At 70.3% G+C, this 22,965-nt stretch carries 19 protein-coding genes; 11 read left to right on the plus strand and 8 right to left on the minus strand.

Annotated elements, in window-relative coordinates; all coding sequences use genetic code 11:
* Positions 1–5 precede the first annotated feature (5 nt).
* Together AB0C28_RS18500 and AB0C28_RS18505 are read right to left on the minus strand one after the other, a co-directional pair.
* Positions 6–1,034 (minus strand): 1-acyl-sn-glycerol-3-phosphate acyltransferase, encoded by a 1,029-nt coding sequence (locus AB0C28_RS18500; RefSeq protein ID WP_357855799.1) that lies wholly within the window; start codon positions 1,032–1,034, stop codon positions 6–8.
* Between the two features lie 19 nt (positions 1,035–1,053).
* Positions 1,054–1,881: a patatin-like phospholipase family protein gene (locus AB0C28_RS18505; protein WP_357855802.1), complete on the minus strand. Its 828-nt coding sequence runs from the start codon at positions 1,879–1,881 to the stop codon at positions 1,054–1,056.
* 92 nt (positions 1,882–1,973) lie between these two features.
* On the opposite strand from AB0C28_RS18505, the gene AB0C28_RS18510 reads away from it, so the two are divergent.
* The 3 genes from AB0C28_RS18510 to AB0C28_RS18520 all read left to right on the plus strand — a co-directional run bounded on the left by AB0C28_RS18510 (position 1,974) and on the right by AB0C28_RS18520 (position 5,216).
* Positions 1,974–2,885, plus strand: a complete 912-nt coding sequence (locus AB0C28_RS18510; RefSeq protein ID WP_357855805.1) for an ABC transporter ATP-binding protein — start codon at positions 1,974–1,976, stop codon at positions 2,883–2,885.
* Entirely contained in the window at positions 2,863–3,654 is a 792-nt protein-coding gene (locus AB0C28_RS18515) for an ABC transporter permease (protein WP_357855808.1), read from the plus strand. Before AB0C28_RS18510 ends, AB0C28_RS18515 begins: the two co-directional genes overlap by 23 nt.
* Positions 3,655–4,169: 515 nt before the next feature.
* Positions 4,170–5,216, plus strand: a complete 1,047-nt coding sequence (locus AB0C28_RS18520; RefSeq protein ID WP_358075888.1) for a helix-turn-helix domain-containing protein — start codon at positions 4,170–4,172, stop codon at positions 5,214–5,216.
* A 734-nt stretch (positions 5,217–5,950) separates the two neighbouring features.
* Here AB0C28_RS18520 and AB0C28_RS18525 read toward each other — a convergent pair.
* The 4 genes from AB0C28_RS18525 to AB0C28_RS18540 all read right to left on the minus strand — a co-directional run bounded on the left by AB0C28_RS18525 (position 5,951) and on the right by AB0C28_RS18540 (position 10,335).
* On the minus strand, positions 5,951–6,898 hold the full coding sequence (locus tag AB0C28_RS18525) for a quinone oxidoreductase (protein WP_358075891.1): 948 nt from the start codon (positions 6,896–6,898) through the stop codon (positions 5,951–5,953).
* A gap of 496 nt (positions 6,899–7,394) precedes the next feature.
* Entirely contained in the window at positions 7,395–8,276 is an 882-nt protein-coding gene (locus AB0C28_RS18530) for a virginiamycin B lyase (RefSeq protein ID WP_358075894.1), read from the minus strand.
* A gap of 110 nt (positions 8,277–8,386) precedes the next feature.
* Positions 8,387–8,911, minus strand: coding sequence for an ATP-binding cassette domain-containing protein (locus tag AB0C28_RS18535; protein WP_358075897.1), 525 nt, complete (start codon positions 8,909–8,911; stop codon positions 8,387–8,389).
* Positions 8,912–9,222: 311 nt separating this feature from the next.
* The gene (locus AB0C28_RS18540; RefSeq protein WP_357847714.1) at positions 9,223–10,335 is read right to left on the minus strand and encodes a D-alanyl-D-alanine carboxypeptidase; all 1,113 of its coding nucleotides are present in this window, start codon (positions 10,333–10,335) and stop codon (positions 9,223–9,225) included.
* 143 nt (positions 10,336–10,478) lie between these two features.
* Between AB0C28_RS18540 and AB0C28_RS18545 the strand changes: the two genes are divergently transcribed.
* Positions 10,479–10,667, plus strand: coding sequence for a hypothetical protein (locus tag AB0C28_RS18545; protein ID WP_358075900.1), 189 nt, complete (start codon positions 10,479–10,481; stop codon positions 10,665–10,667).
* Here the strand turns inward: AB0C28_RS18545 and AB0C28_RS18550 are convergent.
* Positions 10,639–11,991 carry a peptide ligase PGM1-related protein gene (locus AB0C28_RS18550; protein WP_357847710.1) on the minus strand — a complete coding sequence of 451 codons (1,353 nt, stop codon included), beginning with the start codon at positions 11,989–11,991 and terminating at the stop codon, positions 10,639–10,641. The two genes, AB0C28_RS18545 and AB0C28_RS18550, sit on opposite strands and share 29 nt — an antisense overlap.
* A 536-nt stretch (positions 11,992–12,527) precedes the next feature.
* Here AB0C28_RS18550 and AB0C28_RS18555 point away from each other — a divergent pair.
* The gene (locus tag AB0C28_RS18555) at positions 12,528–13,751 is read left to right on the plus strand and encodes a M20 family metallopeptidase (protein WP_357847708.1); all 1,224 of its coding nucleotides are present in this window, start codon (positions 12,528–12,530) and stop codon (positions 13,749–13,751) included.
* Between the two features lie 122 nt (positions 13,752–13,873).
* On the opposite strand, the gene AB0C28_RS18560 is transcribed toward AB0C28_RS18555, so the two are convergent.
* A complete protein-coding gene (locus tag AB0C28_RS18560; protein ID WP_357847706.1) occupies positions 13,874–15,736 on the minus strand; it encodes a Xaa-Pro dipeptidyl-peptidase in 1,863 nt (620 codons plus the stop codon).
* A gap of 323 nt (positions 15,737–16,059) precedes the next feature.
* On the opposite strand from AB0C28_RS18560, the gene AB0C28_RS18565 reads away from it, so the two are divergent.
* The 6 genes from AB0C28_RS18565 (at position 16,060) to AB0C28_RS18590 (ending at position 22,913) form a co-directional block, all read left to right on the plus strand.
* Positions 16,060–17,127, plus strand: a complete 1,068-nt coding sequence (locus AB0C28_RS18565; RefSeq protein ID WP_357847704.1) for a BMP family ABC transporter substrate-binding protein — start codon at positions 16,060–16,062, stop codon at positions 17,125–17,127.
* A gap of 87 nt (positions 17,128–17,214) precedes the next feature.
* Complete coding sequence (locus tag AB0C28_RS18570) at positions 17,215–18,822, plus strand: ABC transporter ATP-binding protein (RefSeq protein ID WP_358075903.1); 1,608 nt, start codon at positions 17,215–17,217, stop codon at positions 18,820–18,822.
* A complete protein-coding gene (locus tag AB0C28_RS18575) occupies positions 18,822–19,964 on the plus strand; it encodes an ABC transporter permease (RefSeq protein ID WP_358075906.1) in 1,143 nt (380 codons plus the stop codon). The genes AB0C28_RS18570 and AB0C28_RS18575 overlap by 1 nt, the downstream gene beginning before the upstream one ends.
* Positions 19,961–21,241, plus strand: a complete 1,281-nt coding sequence (locus tag AB0C28_RS18580; protein ID WP_357847698.1) for an ABC transporter permease — start codon at positions 19,961–19,963, stop codon at positions 21,239–21,241. The genes AB0C28_RS18575 and AB0C28_RS18580 overlap by 4 nt, the downstream gene beginning before the upstream one ends.
* Complete coding sequence (locus AB0C28_RS18585; protein WP_346109626.1) at positions 21,238–21,633, plus strand: cytidine deaminase; 396 nt, start codon at positions 21,238–21,240, stop codon at positions 21,631–21,633. Before AB0C28_RS18580 ends, AB0C28_RS18585 begins: the two co-directional genes overlap by 4 nt.
* Positions 21,633–22,913, plus strand: coding sequence for a thymidine phosphorylase (locus AB0C28_RS18590; protein ID WP_358075909.1), 1,281 nt, complete (start codon positions 21,633–21,635; stop codon positions 22,911–22,913). Before AB0C28_RS18585 ends, AB0C28_RS18590 begins: the two co-directional genes overlap by 1 nt.
* Positions 22,914–22,965 lie beyond the last annotated feature (52 nt).

Here is a 22,965-nt window from a genome sequence, read left to right on the forward strand (position 1 = left end):
CGCGCTCAGCCGTGTTCGGCCCGGTCGGGGGTTCTGGCCTGGCGCTGGGCGCTGATCCAGGCGTCGATCCGCTCCCAGTGGTCGTACAGCCAGCCGATCCTGGCCTCGCGCTCCGTGGGCACCTCGGCGGCGGGCACCCGCCACCATTTCGCGGTGATATGAGCGCGTAGGGGGAGTTTGCGCCAGACGTCCCCGAGCGTGATCAGGTCGTCCAGGCCGGTGTGCGCGACGAAGATGACGTCGGCCCCCGGGCACGCCTCGATCGCCGCGATGGCGCCGTTCGGGCGGGGCGGGAGCAGGTGGTCCATGCCGCGCGCCCGATCAGCCTGCGCGGATAGGCCCTTCTCCTCCAGCCGCCTGATCGCCAGCCGGCGGCGGCGCGGGGTGAAGTTGCCGCCCTCGGGGAAGATCACCAGGGCGTCCTGGTCGCCCATCGTCGCGGCAAGGCGGCGGATCTCCTCGACGACCCGGCTCTGTGCGGCGGAGCCTCGGGGGACGAACGCGTTCGGCAGCCGGTTGATGACGACGTCGAGCGAGGGGTCGTACTGGAGCGCGGCCTTCATGACGATGCGGGGTCGCCGGTGGTAGAGCGTCAGCAGGTGGTAGATGAGCAGGAACGAGTCGCCCGGCCCCGCGTGCCGTGACAGCACGATGACCGGCCGCGTCAGCCGGGCCGCCCGCTCCTCCGGCGTCGGCTCGGGCTCCTCGATGTCCAGGGTCAGCCGGAAGATCCGCACCGCGGCGGCGTACACCTTCGCCAGGAACCACCCGATCAGCGCGTAGTGCCGCTCCTGCCTGCGCGCCCCGCCCGCCAGCCACAACCACAGGCAGGCGATCAGCACCGCCGACTCCAGCGTCAGCCAGACGATCCCGAACCAGACGAATCTCGGCCCCCTGCGCTGCGGCGGTGGCAGCCGCAACGAGGCGGCGGCCGTGACGACGAGCCAGAACGGCAGCGTCACCAGCATGAACAGGGTCATCACGATGACCAGAGGAGCCAGCACGAGCCTGCGCAGAATACGTGGTGGAAGCAACGCGGCCTCCCTCAGAGGTCTACTCCCAGTCTCCACCGTCGCGCAGATAGCGGGAAGACGCCTGATAGGCGCGCTCGATCGAGGCCGCGATCTGCGACACGTCGCGGTAACGCAGCGGCGACAGCGGCTCGGTCATCCCGGTCGGCAGCACGTGCACCTCGACGCCCGGCGGCAGCGTGGCCAGGTCCTCGGCGAACCGGTGCCGGCGGGCGATCTCGAACGCCACCATGCCCACCTCCCAGAACCGCCTGGGCGGCGACAGCGGCTGCTCGATCCTGCCGACGTGCAGCACGAAGACGCGCCTGGCCCCGAGCAGCACGGCCCGCCCGATCGGGATGCTGTGCACCAGGCCGCCGTCGTAGAAGTGCTCACCGCCGATCACGACCGGCGGCAGCAGCCCCGGCACCGCGCACGACGCCAGCACCGCCTCCACCAGCGGCCCGCCGGTGAACCAGTGGGCCGCCGCGCGCTCGACCGAGGCCGCCACGCACTGGAACGGCACCTCCAGCTCCTCGATCAGGGAGACCCGCAACGTCTCGGTCAGCACCTCGCGCAACGGGCCGATCGGGTGCAGATGGGTGCCCGTCCTGGCCAGCGTCGACAGCCGGGCCACCCACGAGCCGGCGAAGGCCGTACGGACGATGTCGGAGCTCCACAGGCCCGCCAGCACGTCGGCCGCCTCGCCCGGCGCGGCGGCCACGACCGCCCCGTTCAGTGCTCCGACGGACGTGCCCACCACCAGGTCGGGACGGATGCCCGCCTCGTCGAGCGCCCGCAGCATGCCGACCTCGTGCGCGCCGAGCACGCCGCCGCCACCGAGCACGAACGCGGTCTCCACGCGACTCACCCTCTCCTTGCCGGGTTCCGGAAGCCAAGCCGGCCACAACCTGCCGGGCCCGCCCCGTGACGTGCCGCCCGGCGAGGCGCGACGATTCGGCCATGACAGCAGTGGTGCAGACCGAAGGGCTGACCAAGTATTACGGCAAACGCCGGGGCCTGGAGGATCTCACGCTCGACATCCAGCCGGGCGAGATCTTCGGCTACCTCGGCCCCAACGGCGCGGGAAAGACGACGACGATCCGGCTGCTGCTGGACGTGATCAGGCCCACCAGGGGCACCGTACGCGTGCTCGGCGCCGATCCGCGCGAGCCCGCGACCCGCGCCAGGATGGGCTACCTGCCCGGAGACCTGGTGCTGGAGGAACGCGACCGGGCCATCGACTACCTGCGCTTCCTCGGCCGCGCCCGAGGCGGCGTGCCGGCCTCCCGCATCGAGGCCCTGGCCGAACGCTTCGACGCCGACCTGTCGGTGCCGATGCGCAGGCTGTCCAAGGGCAACAAGCAGAAGATCGGGCTGATCCAGGCGTTCATGCACGAACCGGAGTTCGTCATCCTCGACGAGCCCACCGCCGGGCTCGACCCGCTGGTGCAGCAGGAGTTCCTGGCGCTGGTGCGCGAGGTGCGCACCTCCGGGCGGACCGTGCTCATGTCCTCCCACGTGCTGGCCGAGGTGGAGAACGTCTCCGACCGGGTCGGCATCGTCCGCGCCGGCCGGCTGGTGGCCGTGGAGAACGTCGCCGTCCTGCGCGAGAAGGCGGTCCGCCGGGTCGAGCTGCACTTCGAGTCGCCCGTGCCGCGCGACGCCTTCGCCGACCTGCCCGGCGTACGGGACCTGCGCGTCGAGGGCGCCGGCCTGAGCTGCACCATCGACGGCCGGCCCGACGCGCTGATCAAGGCGGCGGCCGGATTCACCGTCGTGCACCTGGTCAGCGCGGAGCCGGACCTGGAGGAGATCTTCCTGACCTACTACGGCAACGAGGAGGCACACCATGATCGCCCGCAGCCTGCGTGACTTCCGATGGGCGCTCACCTGGTGGACCGCCGGCGTCAGTGCCTTCATCGTCATGTACCTGTCCGTCTTCGGCAGCATCAAGCAGAGCCCCGACCTGTACGGGCCCGCGATGCTGAGCAAGTTCCCCGGCCCGCTGCGCGACCTCATGGGCGGGCTTGAGGACATGACCTCCGGCGCCGGCTTTCTGCAGACGGTCGTCTACCAGCTGTTCGTTCCCATGCTGTGCATCGCGTGCGCGACCCTGCTGGCCAACCGGGCGCTGGCGACGCCGGAGGAGACGGGGACCCTGGAGCTGATCGTCACCCTGCCGGTGGACCGGCGGCGGCTCGTGCTCGCCAGGTTCGCCGCGCTGGTCCTCGGCCTGCTCCTGCTGGCCGCCGTGACGCTGCTGGTCGCCGCCGGGATGGTCGCGCTCGTCTCCGCCGGGGTCCCGTTCGGCCGAATCCTCGCCGGGCACACCGGCGTCCTGCTGATCGCCCTCTTCTACGGCACCGTCGCCCTGACCGTCGGCGCCGCCACCGGCCGCCGGATCGTCGCCACCTCCGTGGTGGGGGTGTGGGTGGTGGCCGGGTACGCGGTCACCACCATCGGGCGGTCAGTGGAGTCCATCGCCTGGTTGAAGTGGGTTTCACCGTTCTACTACTACTCCGCGGGGCGGCCCCTCTACGAGGGGTTGCCGGTGGGGGACTACCTTGTGCTGGCGGGGGCGACGGTGGTGCTCGCGCTCACCGCGGTACTCGCCTTCGACAGGCGTGACGTAGGAGTCTGATGCCCCGCCCCACCCTCCCCCCAGACCCACCCTCCGACCCGCGGCCGGACGCCGACCCGCCTGCCGGTCCGGGGCCGGAGGCTGACCCGTCTGCCGGCTCGCCTCCGGACACCGGCCTGCCTTCCGCTCTGCGGCCGGTGGCCGACCCGCCTGCTGGTCCGCGGTCGGATGCTGACTCGCCCGCTGACCTGCGGTCGCACGCAGACCCGTCCGCTGGCCTGCCTCCGGATGTCGGCCCGCCCTCCGGTCTTCGGACGGATGTTCCCGCCGACATGCCGGCGAACTCGCGTGAGGGCCTGTCGGCGGACGTGCCTGCGGGTCTTCCTCCCACGGACCCGCACACCGACCTACGGGCAGAGGGACCCGGTGACCTGCGGGCGGAGGGGCCCGGTGACCTGCGGGGAGAGAAACATGGCGACCTTCAGACGGAGAGGCCCGGCGAGCTTCGGGCGGAGGGGTGTGACGACCTCGGGGCAGACGGATCGGTGAGGGCGGATCTGCCTGAGGAGCCCCATGTGGACAGGACGGTGGGAGGCGGGGCCGCGGAACTGCTCGGCGGGCACCGGCAGCGGCTGGCGGACCATGCGGCCACCGGCCGATTACCCGACAGGCAGGCCATGGACGCCTACCGCGCCGCCGGCACCAGGGCGGCCGAGGAGGGCGTCCCGCTGAGGGCCCTCGTGGACGCCGCCCTCTCCGCCGGCGAAGGTCTGCCCGGCGTACTGCCCGCACTCCGCAAGGCCGTCGCGGCGCTCATGGAGGGGTACGAGCGGGCGCAGCAGATGGCCTTGCGCGCCGAGGAGGACGCGCGCAGGGAGTTCGTGGACGACCTGCTCCAGGGCCGGGCCGAGCGGCTGGCGGAGCGGGCCGAGCACTTCGGGCTGCGGCTGGCCGAGTCGTACGTGGTGGCGGTGGCCCGCGGCATGCGCGACGGCGACCAGGACAGGATCGAACGGGACCTGATCGCCAGGTTCGGCTCCCACAACGTGCTCGTGGCCGTACGCGACGGGCTGCTCGTGTGCGTCGCCCCGGCGATGCTCCCGGCCGCCGTCGGCGAGTTCACCCATCACGTGCGCGCCCGCTTCCCGGCCGGTTGGCGCGTCGGCGTGGGCCGCCCGCACCGGGGCCCCGGGGGAGTGGTGGCCTCCTACCGGGAGGCGGCCCAGGCCCTTGAGCTGGCCGACGGCCTCGGACTCAAACCCGACGTCGTCAAGGCGGCCGACCTCCTGGTCTTCCCCGTACTGCTACGCGACAGAAGCGCCATCGAAGACCTGGTGACCAGCGTGCTCAACCCGCTCCTGGAGGCGCGGGGCGGCCATGAGCCGCTGCTGGAGACGCTGGAGGCGATCTTCGCCTCACAGGGCAACCAGACGGCCGCGGCCAGGCGGCTCCGGGTGAGCCCGCGGGCGATCACGTACCGACTGGAACGCATCCGCCGCCTGACCGGCTTCTCCCCGGACGAGCCCACACAACGCTTCACCCTGGAAACGGCCGTACTCGGCGCCCGCCTCCTAGGCTGGCCCACCACCTTCCCCCGCCCCACCCCACGCCAGAACCCATGACACCTACTGGCGTCGCGTATCTCCCAGGTGGGCGTGCCGAGCTGTATGACCAACCTGGGGCAGGACGAGGTCCGGTCGCGAGGCTGTCAGTAGCGTTGACGGCCCGACGGCGGCGCATACGCCCCAGATGGGTCTGCCAGGCTGTATCCCACCTGGGGTGAGAGGCGTCCAGCGCCATCAGGAACGTACGCAGGACGAGGGGCCGCGTCGGGGCCGGGCGCCGAGCGGGGAGTCGGCGATGCGGGTTGCGACCACGACGGCGAACAACCCGACCCGGTTCCGGACCTGGGCTCGGTTCCGGACCTGGCTCCTGACCCGGCCTGGACCCGGCTCCCGGCCTGGACCCGAACCCGGTTCCCAACCCGGACTCGGCTGCGGCGTTGGACACGGCTACCGATCGGGACCTGGACCCGGACCCCCGATCCGTGACTCATGGCCTCAGCTCTGTGACGCCTGCTTTGTGGCCTTCGCTTTGCCGCGCCCGGCCGCTGAGAGCAAGCGCGCGGCCCTCCGGATCAAGCACGCCGTCTCACCTCAGCGCGGAACGCCACGGAAGCATGCGCATCCCTGGTCGGCTCAGACCAGGTATGTGGCGCCGGTGGCCAGGCCACCGCGTCAGAGGCGTGCGCAGACCTGGTCGAACCAGGTCATTCATCCCTGCCCGGGCACAAGCACACCGTGGGCCGGCTGCGAGGCCGCCAGCAGTGCTGACAGCCTCGCGGCGCGGGCCGGCGTCAGGGGATGAGCAGCAACTTTCCGGTGGTGCGGCGAGCGGCGAGGTCCTCGTGAGCCTGCCCCACGTCGGCCAGCGGGTAGCGGCGGGAGATGTTGATCGCCAACTGGCCCGCCGCGATCCAGCCGAACAGGTCGGAGGCGCGCTGGAGCAACTCCTCGCGGTCGGCGATGTAGTGACCGAGCGTGGGCCTGGTCAGGAAGAGCGAGCCCTTCCTCTGGAGCACCTGGGGGTCCATCAGCGGGGCGGGTCCGCTGGCGGCGCCGTACAGGGCCATGAGGCCACGGGGGCGCAGCACCTCCAGCCCGCCCTCGAACGTGGTCTTGCCGACGCCGTCGTACACCACATGCATCTTGCCGCGCAGGGCGTCGGCGAAGTCGTCGTACCCCAGCACCTCGTCAGCCCCGGCCTGCCTGGCGAGCTTCTCCTTCTCGCTGGTGGAGACCGTGCTGTAGACCTTGGCGCCCTTGAGCTTGGCCAACTGGATGAGCAACTGCCCCATGCCGCCCGCGCCCGCGTGGACGAGGACCTGGTCGCCCTCCTTCACCTCGTACGTGGAGTGCGTCAGATAGTGGGCCGTCATGCCCTGCAACACCGTCGCGGCCGCCACCTCGGCCGACACGCCGTCGGGCACCGGCACCGCCCGATCGGCGGGCACCACGACCTTCTCGGCGTAGCTGCCGAGCACGCTCGCCCACGCCACCGTGTCCCCCACGGCGACACCCTGCACGCCTACCCCCACGGCCGACACCGCTCCCGCGCCCTCGCCGCCGATGACGGTGGGCAGATCGAGCGGGTACGCGCCGGAGCGCTGGTAGATGTCGATGAAGTTGACGCCACTGGCGGCGACGTCGACCACGAGCTCCCCCTCACCGGGTACCGGGTCGGGACGCTCGACGTATTCGAGAACCTCTGGACCGCCCTGGGCGGAGATGACGATGGCATGCATGCCCCTAGTCAACTCCGCCTCCCTCGGGCCATGCCACCCCGGGGCCCGGGTTTCGCACGGTAACGCGGTGACGCATCCGTCCCTCCCACCGGCCGACCCGCCCACATCCCCGGGCCCGGCAGCCACGGCCCAGCGGACGGTGAGCGCATCGCCCGGATCGTCACCACTCGGCGGCGTGTCCGCAACCTTCGAGTACGTCTCAGCGTCCCCAGTCGGTTTCCGTCCGTGCGGATGCAGCTCAGGGGTCCCCGAGGCTTGATCGGGCTGAGGCCAGGGACGCAGACCAGTACTTCCCCTGGCGTTGGTGGGGAGACCGGTTGGGTTGGAGACAGGGACACGATCCAGCGCCCTTTCAGACGCGGGTGGGGGAGCGGCTTGGGCTTGGGGACGGGGACGCGGATCAGCTCCTCCTCAGGAGTGGATGGGGGAACGGTCGGGCTGGGGGCCGGGGACGCAGGCCAGCCGCTCCCTCAGAGGTGGGTGGGGAACGGCCGGACTAGGGGACCTCTACACGGGCCAGGGCTCCTGCTTCCAGGGCTACCCAGATGGCTCCGTCCGGGCCGATCGTCAGCCCATGGGGCTCGGGCTTGGCGGGGTCCGCGTCCTCCTTGGGCGGTGGGACGGGCAGGGGGTGCTCGTCGATGATGCCGTCCGTGGTGATGCGGCCGAGGCGGCCTACCGCCCACTCGGTGAACCACAATGCGCCGTCGGGGCCGGTGATGATCGCGTGGGGGCGGGCGGCTCGGTCTGGTAGGGGGTATTCGGTGATCTGGCCTGAGGTGTCGATGCGGCCGATCTGGCCGGCGCCGATCTCGACGAACCAGAGGGCGTCGTCCGGTCCTAGCGTCATCCCCACCGGGGCGGCGCCCTCCGTGGGGAGCGGGTGAAGGGTGATCTCGCCCGACAGGGAGATGCGTCCGATGGCGTTGCCCTGGTTGAGGGTGAACCAGAGCGCCTCGTCCGGCCCTGCGGTGATGAATGAGGGCATGCCGCCTTCGACCGGCACGTCGAACGTGCTCACGACCCCGTCGGCGCCGATACGCCCGATTCGGCCGGACTCCAGTTCGGTGAACCACAGGGCCCCGTCAGGGCCGGTGGCGAGCCCGTAAGGCGTCTTCGCCTCGTAAGTCGTGAGCTGTCCGTCAGCGGTGATGCGGCTGATCCGGTTGCCCTTGTACTCGGAGAACCACATCTCCCCGTCGGGTCCACGTACGATGAGGGTCGGCTGCCCGTCTGCTGAGTCGAGGTGGTGGAACACGGGCTTCTCGGCCGGCACCAGCCTGCCGACGCAGCCTTGGTGAGCGAGGGTGAACCAGAGGGCTCCGTCGGCTCCCGTGGCGATGCCGTAGGGCGCGCCTGCGTCGATCATGGTCAACATGTGCTTCTCCCCGATGGTGGTAGGTGTGGTCGGGAACGCCCGTCCCCGAACATCCGCTGATGTCTCCGCGTGGCTCCTGAGGGGCGAGGCAGGTGGTGGTGGGGTGTCGGTCATGGGAGGCGTCCTCCTGCCAGCTTGAGCTCTTTGCCGCGGAATCGGCGCAGGAGGGCGCGGTCGTGGGAGACCACGACGAGTGTCCCCGTGTAGGCGTCGAGGGCGCGCTCCAGCTCCTCCGCCAGCACCGGTGACAGATGGTTGGTCGGCTCGTCGAGCAGCAGCAGGTCGTGCTCCCCTGCCAGCAGCTTGGCCAGCGCGAGCCTGCGCTGTTGGCCGACCGACAGCTCGCCCGTCCGCTGGGTGAGGGTGTGGGGCCGGAAGAGGCCGGTGTCGAGCAGCGCCGACCGGCGTTCGTCGGCGTATCCGATGCCGTAGGCCTCCAGCACGCTCTGGTCCGGGTCGAAGGTCACCTCCTGCGGCAGGTAGCCGACGCGGCAGCCGGCCTGCTCGGCGAGTACGCGCATCAGCGTCGACTTGCCCGCGCCGTTGGCGCCCCGGAGCAGCAGCCGGTCGCCGGCCCTGATGGTCAGCGACTCGATCTGGAGCCGGTCGGCCACCCGGACGTCACGCAGCTCCACCAGAGCCGGTGGTGCGGTCGCGGCCCCCTGCGTCGTACTCCATGACGCTGCGACGTCCTGTGGCGCATCGGGTGAGGTTGCGGATGCCCGCGTGGCGCCGGCTGTCCTGCCGCTTCCCGTCGCAGCACCGACTGTCTGGTGGGTGCGCTCGTCGGCCGCGCCGTCGCCCCCGCCAGAGTCGCGTCCGGACGGGTCGCCGGGCTGGTCGGTGGTGGTGAAGGTGGCGTGGAAGTGGAGGGGGTCCGGTTCCGATCCCGGGCTCAGGTCCCAGCTCAGATACCGGCTCCAGCTCGGAGGGGGAGGGCAGGCTCTCAGAGGCGTGAGCGGGTGCGCCTGCGGTGGATGCCGTACGCGAGCCAGATCAGCCCGAACAGCAGCCCGCCGCCGATCACCAGCGAGCCGATCATCCTGGTGTCGTCGGTCTGCCTGCCCGCCGCCGAGTCGAGCAGCGGCGGCTGCGCGGCCGGCGTGACCGAGGTGCCCGGCGAGGCGGAGGCGGCCGGCGCAGGCGCCGCGACCGGGAGCGGATCGACCAGCTGCCCGACGGGGGCGGCCTTGCCCCGCACCGAGAAGCCCCAGTCCAGCAGCGAGGCGACCTCTTCCCAGAAGAAGCCCTCGTGCCGCATGATGCTCACCACGATCGTATGGCCGCCCCGGGTGGCCGCGCCGACGAAGCTCGCGCGGGCCTTCGACGTCCAGCCGTTCTTGACGCCGACCATGCCGTTGTAGCGCCAGAGCAGCTTGTTGTGGTTGCTGATCTCGTAGTGCCCTCTGGGCGCCGGGAACTTCGTGGTCTTCGTGCTGATGTAGCGCTTGAAGTCCGGGTTGGCCAGGCCGGCGCGGGCGATCAGCGCCAGGTCGTACGCGGAGCTGCTCTGCCCCGGCTTGTCCAGGCCGCTCGGCGTCTTGGCCACGGTGTCGAACGCCTGCAGCCGCTTGGCCTCGGCGTTCATGTCACTCATGGTCTTGTCGAGGCCGCCGTTCGTCTCGGCCAGGGCCATGGCGGCGTCGTTGCCCGACGACATCAGCAGGCCCTTGAACAGGTCGTCGATCTTGTACGTCGCCTTGACCGACAGCCCGACCGCGCTGCCCTCCTGGTTGCAGGCGTTCCTGCTGGGCCGGATCTTGCGGTCCTTGTCCAGCTTCGGGATCAGCGTGAGCGCGGTCAGCGCCTTCAGCGTGCTGGCCGGCAGATAGCGCCCGTGGGCGTCCTTCGCCGCCAGCACCTGCCCCGTGTCGGCGTCCGCGATGACGTACGAAGTAGCCTTGCTCTTGGGCGGCTTCTTGACGCCTGCGGGGGCGACCAGTCCGCGGCTGCCCAGCGCCTCGCCGCCGACCGGGGTCGTCGGCGCGGCGTACGCGGTCCCGCTGGTGAGCGAGGCCGCGGCGATGAGTGCCGTGACCGGCACGAGTTTCGTCCACATGGCGGTCTCAGCGTAGCTCCGTGTTAATGCCCATGTGGCGACACATCCCCCGAAGATCCACCTTCGATACTAGAGAGGCGCATGTGTCACGAAAGCTGGCCGCATTCCTCATCATTCTCGGCGTGTTTATGATCTTCGAGTGGGTGAATCTCGGGTTTAACTTGGCCGACGGGCATCCGACCGCCTTCTACGTCGTGCACGGCATCCTGATCGCGGTGAACGTCGTCCTCGGGGTCGTCCTGGGGATCATCGGCTGGAGGGCCGTACGTGGCTCCGGGTCCGGCTCCGCTGGCGGCGCCGCGCTCAAGGGCCGCAGAGGAGACGGCGGGTGACGGCGTGCAGCTCGTCGGCCTCCTCGCGCGAGTCGCCGATCGAGGTGAAGCCCAGCTTGCCGTGCTCGGGCAGCGCGCCGAGCAGGTGGAAGACGTTCCCGGTACGCCGGTTCGCGTCGAAGCCGAGCCCGAGGCGTTCCGCCGTCCGCATCACCTCGCCGGGCGTACGCCCACGCAGGCAGGACGAAGCGCAGTTGTCGGTCGCGGTGTAGAACTTCGGCTGATTTCCGGACATGAGATGACCGGTGGCCTCGTCGTACGTGGCCCCGGTCGTCAGCACGGCGGCCCCGAACGGATGCGTCGTGCCGCCGATCCGCAGATTGATCTCGCACAGCAGCGCCGCGTACCCGGCGTCGGCCTTCAGCGCGAAGAAGTCCATCCCGAACAGCCCGACCACGCCCCGCTCCGCCAGCACCTCCGCGATCCGCCGCGCCGACGAGCCCACCTCGGCGCGGTACTCGGGCGCGGCGGGGAACGTGCAGCCCTGGTAGACCTGCCCGTTCGGGCCGCCGAGCACCTGGTCGTGGGTGGCGAGCACCTGGGCCTGCCCGCCCGGCGTGATCTGCGCCAGCGCGCTCGGGTAGTAGAGCGGGCGGTGTTCGATGTACTCCTCGACCACGGCCCCCCGGTCGCGGATCTTCGCGGTGAAGCTGCCCCAGCTCTCACCCGCCGCCGAGAAGCTCGTCATCGCCCGGTCGGACTTCGGGACGATCACGTTGCCGAGCCCCGAGTACCCGTCGTTGAGCTTGACGATCACCCGCTCACCGGGCAGCGCCTCGATCGCCTCCTCGATCTGGAGTTCGGTGCGCACGTCGCCGAAACCCCGAGCCATCGGCACGCCGGCCTCGTGTCCCACTTCCCTGGCCCCGCTCTTGGAGCCGTAATAGGAAAGGGACGTCGCCGGTCCGTAGAGGGGCACGTTGAGTAACGACGCGAGCTGCTCCTCCAGCTCGCTCAGGACGAACGGCACCAGCCAAGCGTCACCGACGATCGCGGAGCGTAGTTGCTCGATGGCGTCGGGGCGGTCGAGCAGGTTCCTGGTCAACGGCTGGGACCAGGGCTCGTCGAGGCTGATCAGCGTCAGACGCTTGGCGGCGTCATCCGGATCGGGCAGGAACGAGAGGTAGTAGTCGACGATCTCGGGGTCGACCGGGGCCGAGGAGAGGTAGACCACCTTGACGCCGGGCTCGCGGAGCGTCAGCAGGAGGAACAGCAGGCGTTCCTCGTACGACCTGGCTCCCGTGATCCGGCGCAGCTCATCCTGCGGAAGGGAGAGCGAGGGTACGACCACCAGGGTCCCCTCACTCGGCTCGAAGATGCTCAACCCAGCATTCTTCTCCCCGAACGGGATATTAGTGATCATATAGCGAGTGAAACACGCATTCTTCTCAAAGACAGCCATCGCTAGAGTGTGATGACCATGACAGAAGGTGACAGGATTCGGAATCGCTGACCACGTTTGAACTGACAGCATCGGGTCACGATCTACTGATCCCTTGTGACTATTTCCGGGTCAGCCGGACCGGCACGGAGCGTGACGACCTGCGGTTACGGTCGTGTCATCGGCTAACTTTTGGTGTGACTGTCGGCGCGAAGCGGCACGAGAGCGATAAAGTCGAAGCATCGCCATCGGGCTCACGGCCGACCGCTGTGCTCCCGGCCTGAGCGGCGCTCGCGACGATGAATGCGAAGCCCGTGCTGACGATCTCGCGCACCGAAACCAGTGGGTGTGTCTTTGGATTCGCCGAGCGGCCGCTCTAACCGGGTGGCCACCACGGGATGGGATGGTTTATTTGACGCGCATGAGCCGCGATGGCCGACACGTGTGGGGCCGCGCGGCATGGGACAGGATGGTGACATATGCGGGGACGTGAGCTTCGGGGGGAACTCGACGCGTTCCTGGCGGGGATGGAGCAGGACCTCGTGGCCTTCCGCCGCGACCTGCACATGCACCCCGAACTGGCCTTCGCCGAATATCGCACCACGCAGCGGATCGCCGAGCGGCTCACCGCCGCCGGGCTGACCCCTTCGGTGCTGCCGCGAGGCACGGGGCTGATCTGCGACGTGGGCAGCGGCGACGGGCCGACCATCGCGTTGCGGGCCGACATCGACGCGCTGCCGCTGCAGGACGAGAAGGACGTGGCCTACCGCTCGACCGTGGCGGGAGCCTGCCACGCCTGCGGCCACGACGTGCACACCACGGTGCTGCTCGGCACCTCGCTCTTCCTCGCCCAGCAGGCCGCCGCCGGGCTGCTGCCCGGCCGCGTACGCCTGATCTTCCAGCCCGCCGAGGAGCTGCCCGGCGGCGCGCTTGAGGTCATGGCCCAAGGCGGCATCAGCGGCGTCGACCGCATCTTCGGCCTCCACTGCGACCCGCGGGTCGACGTCGGCCAGCTCGGCCTGCGGACCGGGCCCATCACCTCCGCCTGCGACAAGATCGCCGTGCGGGTGTCCGGGCCCGGCGGCCACACCGCCCGTCCCCACCTGACCGCCGACCTCGTCTTCGCGCTGGCCAAGATCCTCACCGAGCTACCCGCCGCGCTGTCGCGCCGGGTCGACCCGCGCTCGTCGCTCAGCCTCGTCTGGGGCAAGGTCGTCGCGGGCTCGGCGGCCAACGCCATCCCCGACGACGGGGTGGCCGAGGGCACCGTGCGCTGCCTCGACGAGGACGCCTGGCACGCCGCCCCCGACCTGATCAAGTCGCTGCTGGAGTCGGTCGCGAGCGCCTACGGCGTCGAGGCCACCCTTGACTACACGCGCGGGGTGCCGCCGGTCGTCAACGACGAGGTCAGCGTCGAGATGCTGAGCGAGGCGGCCGAGCAGGCGCTGGGCGCGGGGGCGGTCGTCCCCACGCAGCAGTCGCTCGGCGGCGAGGACTTCGCCTGGTACCTGGAGTCGATCCCCGGAGCGTTCGCCCGGCTCGGCACGCGCTCGCCCGACGGGATCACGTACGACATCCACCAGGGCACGTTCGACGTGGACGAGCAGGCCATCGCCATGGGGGTCAGGGTCATGGCCACCACGGCGCTGACCTCGCTGTGGGAGGTCGGGCCGCTCGACTCGATCACCAGCGCCATGGCCTGAACCCGCCGCCCGGCCGGAGACACCGTCCCCGCCGGCCCGCTCCCTCTCCGCCGCACCGCGGCGGAGGTTTCCTGGGGGGAGCGGGCGGCGGGGTCGTTTTTTCCCTGGCCTGAGTGGGTGACTCAGAACAGCTTGCCGAGCACCACCGGGAGGTGGAGGGCCGACTGGCCGGGCGAGACGGTGACCTTGGTGCCGGCCGGATAACGCAGGGTGTAGTCGTAGTCGGTCGAGATGATCACCAGACCCAGCCGGTGTCCCTTCTTGAACAGGTAGTCGGTCGGCTGGAAGTCCCAGGTGAAGGAGTACTCCTTGCCGGGCCGCAACGGTTCCGTGCGGTCGGCGCGGTGCCGGTTGCGGACGTCGAGCCAGCCCCTGGTGACGATCTTGTACGGGGTCGTGGAGGTGCCGAGCGTGCGCAGGACGGTGCAGCCGGTGTCACCGGGGATGCCCTGGCCGTAACAGTAGTTCTGGCCGGTCGAGACCAGGCTCCCGTTGGGCCGCACGTCGGTGCCGTAGTCCACCAGCAGCGCCGTCAGGTACGGCGAGGCCCCGTCCTTCATGGAGGCCCGCACCGACACGGTCGGCGTGCCTGAGACGCGTACGTCGGCGGGCAGCGCCTTGGTCGTGTACGCCAGCCGGTTCGGGTCCGCCCCCACCGCCTCCACGAGCTGCTCGGCCGTCCTCGTCTTCTGGTCCGTGAACGACTCCTTGGCCGTGCGCGGGCGCGGGAACAGACCCAGCGACGAGCCGGACCCCGGGTGGAGCGGCACGGTGACGGTGCCGGGCAGCGGCCATGAGGCGTGCCGGCCCCACTGACCGGGCGCGATCTCCACGTCGGCCTGCGGCTCGCGCATGATGCCCGAGTCGATGCCGTACAGCCAGTGGTCGAACCAGCCGTGCAGCTGGCGCAGCCACTCCTCCGTACGCAGGTTGAAGGGGTTCATGTGGGTGCCCTGGTGCAGCCAGATCTTGCGCGGCACGTGCCGCTTGGCCAGGGCGTACCACCACTGCGCGAACTGCTTGGTCTTGACGTTCCAGTCGTTGAGCCCGTGCACGACGAAGACGCTGGCCTTGACCTTGCGCACGTCGTTCAGGTAATTGCGGGCGTCCCAGAGCGGGCTGTAGTCGCCGGTGATCCGGTCCTGGGTGGCGGTCAGCTGATCCATCAGCCCGCCGCACACCTCCTGGCCGTTCTCCCGAGTCAGCACGTACTTGGCGAGCACGTCGAGGTCTTCGCCCTGGAACCCGCCTGGGGCCAGGACGCCGCCGTTGGCGCGGTAGTAGTCGTACCAGCTGGAGATGGCGGCGATCGGGACGATCGTCTCCAGGCCCTTGACGCCGGTGGCGGCGACGGCGTTCGGCAGCGTGCCGTTGTAGGAGACGCCGATCATGCCGACCTTGCCGGTCGCCCAGGTGGCCTGGACCGGGGCGCCCGCGGCGTCAAAGCCCTTGGCGCGGCCGTTCAGCCAGTCGATGGCGGCCTTCGGTCCGGCCGTCTCGTTGCGGTCGCCCGAGGTGGGGCAGCCGGTGGCGCGGCCGCTGCCGATGTTCTCGACCAGGGCGATGGCGTAGCCGCGGGGCACGAAGTAGTTGTCGTAGTAGCCGTCGAACGGCTCGGCGGCCAGCTTGGGCGAGGCGGACCTCAGCGCGGGCAGCGGGTTGCCGTTCGCGTCCACGTCCACGGGGTGGTTGGCGACGTCGTTGCCGCCCGCGTAGTACGGGCTCGCCTCCATGATGACCGGGACCTTCAGCCCCTGGTCGGTCTCCTTGGGCCGCAGGATGTCCACGGCCACCCGGTCCGGCTTGCCGTCGTTGTCGCTGTCGGTGCCCGCGACCTCGACGAACACCGTCTGGCTGATGGCGTCCGCCCGGGAGAAGATCGGCTGGGTGGCGTTGTTCTCGACCTTGATCGCGGGGGTGGCCGGCGTGGCCGCGGCGGGCGCGGTGCCCGCCAGGCTCGCCACCAACAGTGCGGTCAATGGCACGATGAGCTTGGATAAAGCCTTGCGTGGGTGCATGCGGGGCTCCGATATGAGGTTTCCACCGTCGGTGGGAATCTCTGACACGATGGGGGTTCGGGGCAAGGGGTGATCGTGCACCAAAGTTGGGCAAAATTTCGTCGAGCCCCTGCTGTGTCACGAAACTGCGACACAGGTCACGGACGCGACTGATGTCGATAACGGACAGGTTGCGACCCTGTGTCCCGGTTTGGTTGGCCCTGGTCAAGCAACTATCTTCCGTGCAGGTGCCGTACGTTTCTTCGCGCCTGCGATGAGATTCGGCGGCGGGGAAATGGAAGGGAGTCGCCTTGCTCGGCAAGCGATTCAACAGGATGGCGCTCGGCTCGGTCGCCGGCGTCATGCTCATGGCAGCGGCCGCCTGTGGTGGCGGCGATGGTGGGGGCACCACGGCGAGTCAGGAGCCGACCGGCGCGGCCAGCGAGGCGCCGAAGGACGCGCTCAAGGTGGGTCTCGCGTTCGACGTCGGCGGGCGCGGTGACAAGTCCTTCAACGACGCCGCCTACGCCGGCCTGGAGAAGGCCAAGACGGACCTCGGTGCCGAGATCAAGGAGCTGAGCCCGTCCGCCGACGGCTCCAACCGCGGCGACCTGCTGCGCCAGCTCGCGGACGCCGGCTACAACCCGATCATCGGGGTCGGCTTCGCCTACGGCGAGGACATCAAGAAGACCGCAGAGGAATACCCGGACATCCAGTTCGCGGTCGTCGACTCCGCCTCCAACGCGCCCAACGTGACCGGCCTGCTGTTCGCCGAGGAGCAGGGCTCCTACCTGGCGGGCGTGGCCGCGGCGAACAAGTCGGAGAGCGGCCACGTCGGCTTCGTCGGCGGCGTCGAGTCCGACCTGATCAAGAAGTTCGAGGCCGGCTTCGTGGCCGGGGTGAAGTCGGTCAAGGCCGATGCCAAGATCGACGTCACCTACCTCACCCCCGACGGCGACTTCTCCGGCTTCAGGGCCCCCGACAAGGGCAAGGTCGCGGCCGAGAAGATGTACCAGGACGGCGCCGACATCGTCTACCACGCCTCCGGCGACTCCGGCCTCGGCGTGTTCCAGGCGGCCGCCGCGGCCAAGAAGAAGGCCATCGGCGTCGACTCCGACCAGCGCCAGACGGTCAAGGAGACCGACCTGCAGTCGGTCATCATGACCTCGATGCTCAAGCGCGTGGACGTCGGCGTCTTCGAGTTCATCAAGGCCTTCCAGGGCGGCGCCAAGGGCGGCTCGAACGTGACGTACGACCTCAAGGTCGACGGCGTCGGTCTGTCCACCACCGGCGGCGAGATCGACGACATCAAGGACAAGCTCGACGCTGCCAAGAAGGACATCGTCGACGGCAAGATCACGGTTCCGGCCAAGCCGTAACCGGGGTATGAGTGACAGATGAGGGCCCGGAGTCCGTAAACTTCGGGCCTTCTGTCTATGTCGCCCACCCGCTCTAGGAGAGGCGAAATGAGTGCTGACACCCTGGCCACGGCGCGACCCGCCGTAGAGCTGGAGGGCATCACCAAGCGTTTCCCCGGTGTCGTCGCGAACCACGACATCCGCATCACCGTCCAGCCCGGCACGGTGCACGCCATCGTCGGGGAGAACGGCGCGGGCAAGTCCACCCTGATGAAGATCCTCTACGGCATGCAGAAGCCGGACGAGGGGACGATCAAGGTCAACGGCACGGAGGTCAGCTTCCGCACGCCGAGCGACGCCATCGAGGTCGGGATCGGCATGGTGCACCAGCACTTCATGCTCGCCGACAACTTCACGGTGCTGGAGAACATCATTCTCGGCGCCGAGCCGAAACGGGCCGGGCGGCTCGACACGGCCGCGGCCCGCAAGCGCATCACCGAGCTGGCCGCCGCCCACGGCCTGCGTGTCGATCCCGACCGGCTGGTCGAGGACCTCGGCGTCGGTGACCGCCAGCGGGTCGAGATCCTCAAGGTGCTCTATCGCGGCGCCCGCATCCTCATCCTCGACGAGCCGACCGCCGTGCTCGTGCCGCAGGAGGTGGACGAGCTCTTCCAGAACCTGCGCGAGCTCAAGGCCGAGGGTCTGACGGTCATCTTCATCTCCCACAAGCTCGACGAGGTGCTCGGCATCGCCGACGCCATCACCGTGATCCGCCGCGGCACCACCGTCGCCAGCGTCGATCCGGGCGACGTCACCGCGCGCCAGCTCGCCGAGCTGATGGTGGGCAGCGAGCTGCCGACCCCCGAGACCCGAGAGTCCACGGTGACCGACACGGTCGCGCTGCGGGTCTCCGAGCTCACCGTGGAGGCCGACGGCCACCACCCCCTGCCCAAGGGCGTCTCCGTCGGCGACTACGCCGCCCGGCTGCGCGCCGAGGGCAAGCGGCTGCTGCTCGACGAAGTCTCGCTGCGGGTGCGCAAGGGCGAGATCCTGGGCATCGCCGGCGTCGAGGGCAACGGGCAGTCGGAGCTGATCGAGGCCATCATGGGCATCCGCGCCGCGCACGGCCGCGTCGAGCTGAACGGGCGCGACATCAGCGGCTGGTCCACGCTGCGCCGCCGCGAGGCCGGCATCGGCTACATCCCGGAGGACCGGCACCGCCAGGGCCTGCTCCTGGAGGCCTCGCTCTGGGAGAACCGGGTGCTCGGCCACCAGACCAGGAAGCCCGCGCGCAACGGCATCTGGGTGGACCGGCGCGCCTCCAAGGCCGACACCCAGCGCATCATCGAGGCGTACGACGTCCGCACCCCCGGCGTCGACACACTGGCCCTGGCCCTGTCGGGCGGCAACCAGCAGAAGCTGATCGTGGGCCGCGAGATGAGCGGCGAACCCGCGTTCCTCATCGCCGCGCACCCCACGCGCGGCGTGGACGTCGGCGCCCAGGCCGCCATCTGGGACCATCTGCGCGACGCCCGCGCCGCCGGGCTGGCCGTGCTGCTCATCTCCGCCGACCTCGACGAGCTGATCGGCCTGTCCGACTCGATCCAGGTCATCTACCGCGGCCGGCTCGTGGCCGCGCTCGACCCTTCCGAGATCACGCCCGAACGGCTGGGCGGTTACATGACCGGCGCGATCGCCGGCACTGAGGAGACGTGATGCCCGCCGGGCTCAACCGGGCGCTGCTCACCGTCGCCGGCGCCGCCGTCGCCGTCGTCCTGGCGATCGCGATCTGCAGTGTGGCCATCGTCATCGCGGGCGGCAGCCCGCTCGACGCGCTGGCCGCCTTCTTCGACTTCGGCAGAAGCGAGTCGGCGGAGTCGAACTCCGTCGCCGTCTTCCTCAACCGGGCGGTGCCGCTGTTCATCGCCGGGCTGGCGGTGGCCGTCGGCTTCCGCATGAACCTCTTCAACATCGGCGTCGAGGGCCAGTACCGCATCGCGGCCCTCTGCGCCGCGTACGTGGGCTCCACCTTCACCGCCCCCGCCCCCGTCCAGATCGGGGTCATCATCCTGGTCGCGGCCGCGGTGGGCGGCCTGTACGCGCTCATCCCCGCCGTCATGAAGGTGACCAGGGGCGTGAACGAGGTCATCTCCACGATCATGCTCAACTACATCGCCATCGCCGTGTCGGCCTATTTGGTCCGCGGCCCCTTCGCGGGCGAGCGCGCGCAGGGCCAGCTCACCACGACCACCCCGCCGCTGCCGCCGTCCGGCATGTTCCCCGACCTGAACTTCGTCTTCGAGTGGTTCGGCATGGTGACGCCTACCCGCAACGGCGGCCTGTGGGGCTTCCTTATCGTGGCCGTCGTGCTCGGCGTGGTGATCTGGCTCGTGCTGGAGCGCACGCGGTTCGGCTTCAACGTCAAGGCCAGCGGGCTCAACGGGCCCGCCGCGCTGGCCTCCGGCGTCAACCCCAAGACGATGATCATCGCGGCCATGGTGCTGTCCGGCGGGATCGCCGGGCTCATCGGTCTGCCCGAGATCCTCGGCGACCGGGGCGCGTTCGGCTCCAACTTCACCGCCGGCCTGGGCTTCCTCGGCATCGCGGTGGCGCTGCTCGGCCGTAACAAGCCGCTCGGCATCGCGATCGCCGCGCTGCTGTTCGCCTTCCTCGACCGGGCCCAGGGCGCGCTGCAGTTCGCCGACATCCCCGCGTCCGTCGTCACGATCATCCAGGGCGCGATCGTGCTGCTGGTCGTCGTGGCCAACGAGGTGACCAACCGGATCGCGCTCAGACTCGAAGAACGGCGAGCCGCCCAGCAGCTCGGCCGGAACACCCCCGTTGAGGTGGCCGCATGAGCAGGGTCCGCAAATACCACCTGGCGCTCATCGGCGTCGCCGGGCTCATCGTGGTGGTGTCGCTGGTCCGCGTGCTGACCGGCTTCGACGACCTCACCTCCTCCGGCACGGTCGCCGCCGCGCTGCTGCTGGCCGTGCCGATCGCGCTGGCCGGTCTCGGCGGCCTGTGGGCCGAACGGGCCGGCGTGGTCAACATCGGCCTCGAAGGCATGATGGTGCTCGGCACCTGGTTCGCCGGCTGGGCCGGATACCAGTGGGGTCCCCTGGGGGCGCTGGCCGCCGGGCTGATCGGCGGCGCGCTCGGCGGGCTGCTGCACGCCATCGCGACCGTCTCGTTCGGCGTCGACCACATCATCAGCGGCGTCGCCATCAACCTGCTCGGCCCCGGCATCACCCGCTTCCTGTCGGAGGTCCTCTACAAGGAGGGCACGCCGGCCGCCGAGGCGGGCGCCGGCATCACCACCTCGCCCGCCGTCTCCGGGCAGACGCCGGAGTTCAACCTGCCGATCCTGTCCTCAGGGCCCGACCTGCTCGGCCAGTTGGAGAGCACCCACTGGTTCCTGGTCGCCGACCTGGCCGGTGTCCTGCGCGGGGTCACGCACAACCTCAACGTGCTGGTCATCCTGGCCGTGCTGCTGCTGCCGCTGACGTTCTACGTGCTCTGGCACACCGCCTTCGGCCTGCGGCTGCGCTCGGCCGGCGAGAACCCGTGGGCGGCCGAGTCGCTCGGCGTCAACGTCTACCGGATCAAGTACGCGGCCGTCGTCATCTCCGGCGCCTTCGCCGGCCTCGGCGGCGTGTTCCTGGTCTTCGTCTCCGACAAGTACGTCGAGGGCCAGACACAGGGGCGCGGCTTCATCGGCCTGGCCGCCATGATCTTCGGCAACTGGCGGCCCGGCGGCCTCGCGGCCGGCTCCGCGTTGTTCGGTTACGCCAACAGCCTGCAACTGCGCAGCGCCCCCGCGGTCAACACGTTCTTCCTGTTCGGTGCGGTGCTGCTGCTGGTCTACCTCGGCCTGCAGATCCGCCGCCTGACCGCCGCCGACCGGCCGGTCGAGCTGGCCGCCCCGGGGCCGCGCCAGTACACCCTGATGGGCCTGGCCGCGCTCGGCGCCGTCTTCCTGGTCTGGCTCTGGCTGACCATCGACCAGCTGCCCAACGACTTCATCTTCATCACGCCACACGTGCTCACGCTGCTCGTGCTCCTGGTCGCCTCGCAGCGCCTGCGGATGCCCAAGGCCGACGGCGTCAGCTATCGCCGGGGGGAACAACATTGAACATCGACTGGGACGGCCTGCGGGACGAGGCCAGGGAGGCCATGCGGCACGCGTACGCGCCGTACTCGAAATTCCCCGTGGGGGCGGCCGCGCTGGTGGACGACGGGAGGATCGTCACCGGCTGCAACGTCGAGAACGCCTCCTACGGCCTCGGCCTGTGCGCCGAGTGCGGCCTCGTCTCGGCGCTGCAGCGCTCCGGCGGCGGCCGGCTGGTGGCCTTCACCTGCGTGGACGGCCACGGTGAGCTGCTCATGCCGTGCGGGCGCTGCCGCCAGCTCCTGTACGAGTTCGGCGGCGAAGACCTGGTGCTGGAGACCGAGGACGGGCCGAAGCGCATGGCCGAGATCCTGCCGTACGCGTTCGGACCGCAGGACCTCAGCAGGAGCGCGTGATGGACGCCATCGAGGTCATCCGCGCCAAGCGTGACCGGGGCGAGCTGACCACGGAGCAGATCGACTGGGTGATCGGCGCCTACACGCGCGGCGACGTCGCCGACGAGCAGATGTCCGCGCTGGCCATGGCGATCCTGCTGAACGGCATGAACCGGCGCGAGATCGCCGACTGGACCCAGGCCATGATCCGCTCGGGCGAGCGCATGGACTGGTCGGCGCTCGACCGGCCCACGGCCGACAAGCACTCGACCGGCGGGGTCGGCGACAAGATCACGCTGCCGCTGGCGCCGCTGGTGGCGGCCTGCGGAGCGTACGTGCCGCAGTTGTCGGGCCGCGGGCTCGGCCACACCGGCGGCACCCTGGACAAGATGGAGGCGATCCCCGGCTGGCGGGCCTCGCTGTCCAACGACGAGATGCTGGGCGTGCTGCGCGCGGCGGGCGCGGTCGTGTGCGCGGCCGGCTCCGGGCTGGCCCCGGCCGACAAGAAGCTCTACGCCCTGCGCGACGTCACCGGCACCGTCGAGTCGATCCCGCTGATCGCCTCGTCCATCATGTCGAAGAAGATCGCCGAGGGCACGGGCTCGCTCGTCCTCGACGTGAAGGTGGGCTCGGGCGCGTTCATGAAGAACGTCGCCGACGCCAAGGAGCTGGCCGAGACCATGGTCGCGCTCGGGACCGACGCCGGGGTGCGCACGGTCGCGCTGCTGACCGCGATGGACCGGCCGCTCGGGCGAGCCGTGGGCAACGCGCTGGAGGTCGAGGAGTCGGTCGAGGTGCTGGCCGGCGGGGGTCCCGCCGACGTGGTCGAGCTGACCGTACGGCTGGCGCGGGAGATGCTGGCGGCCGCAGGGGTGTCCTCGGGCAAGGACCCTGAGCAGGCGCTGAAGGACGGCTCGGCGATGGACGCCTGGCGGCGCATGATCGCGGCTCAGGGCGGAGACCCGGACGCGCTGCTGCCCAGGGCGGCTGAGACGATGACCGTGGAGGCGCCCGCATCCGGGGTGCTGACGCGGTTGGACGCGTACGCGGTGGGGCTGGCCGCCTGGCGGCTCGGGGCCGGGCGGGCGCGCAAGGAGGACCCGGTCTCGGCGGGCGCCGGGGTCGTGCTGCATGCCAAACCGGGGGATCTGGTACGGGCCGGGCAGCCGTTGCTGACGCTGCACACGGACGAGACGTCGCGTTTCGATCGGGCGGTCGAGGCGTTGCGGGACGGCTATGCGGTGGGGGAGGCGAGCGAGGAGCAGTTGCCGCTGGTCATCGACCGCATCACCGCCTCGTAGCCCTGCACGGTCCTCAGGCTTTCGCGATCATCGGTCCTCAGGCTTTCGCGAT

It is taken from the genome of Nonomuraea sp. NPDC048892 (genome assembly GCF_040649735.1).
Classification (GTDB): domain Bacteria; phylum Actinomycetota; class Actinomycetes; order Streptosporangiales; family Streptosporangiaceae; genus Nonomuraea; species Nonomuraea maheshkhaliensis.

Coding starts and splice junctions, on each gene's coding strand:
- AB0C28_RS18580 (WP_357847698.1), top strand. CDS start 19,961: ATGAGCAGGGTCCGCAAATACCACCTGGCGCTCATCGGCGTCGCCGGG.
- AB0C28_RS18510 (WP_357855805.1), top strand. CDS start 1,974: ATGACAGCAGTGGTGCAGACCGAAGGGCTGACCAAGTATTACGGCAAA.
- AB0C28_RS18555 (WP_357847708.1), top strand. CDS start 12,528: ATGCGGGGACGTGAGCTTCGGGGGGAACTCGACGCGTTCCTGGCGGGG.
- AB0C28_RS18525 (WP_358075891.1), bottom strand. CDS start 6,898: ATGCATGCCATCGTCATCTCCGCCCAGGGCGGTCCAGAGGTTCTCGAA.
- AB0C28_RS18530 (WP_358075894.1), bottom strand. CDS start 8,276: ATGTTGACCATGATCGACGCAGGCGCGCCCTACGGCATCGCCACGGGA.
- AB0C28_RS18515 (WP_357855808.1), top strand. CDS start 2,863: ATGATCGCCCGCAGCCTGCGTGACTTCCGATGGGCGCTCACCTGGTGG.
- AB0C28_RS18540 (WP_357847714.1), bottom strand. CDS start 10,335: ATGTGGACGAAACTCGTGCCGGTCACGGCACTCATCGCCGCGGCCTCG.
- AB0C28_RS18575 (WP_358075906.1), top strand. CDS start 18,822: ATGCCCGCCGGGCTCAACCGGGCGCTGCTCACCGTCGCCGGCGCCGCC.
- AB0C28_RS18570 (WP_358075903.1), top strand. CDS start 17,215: ATGAGTGCTGACACCCTGGCCACGGCGCGACCCGCCGTAGAGCTGGAG.
- AB0C28_RS18590 (WP_358075909.1), top strand. CDS start 21,633: ATGGACGCCATCGAGGTCATCCGCGCCAAGCGTGACCGGGGCGAGCTG.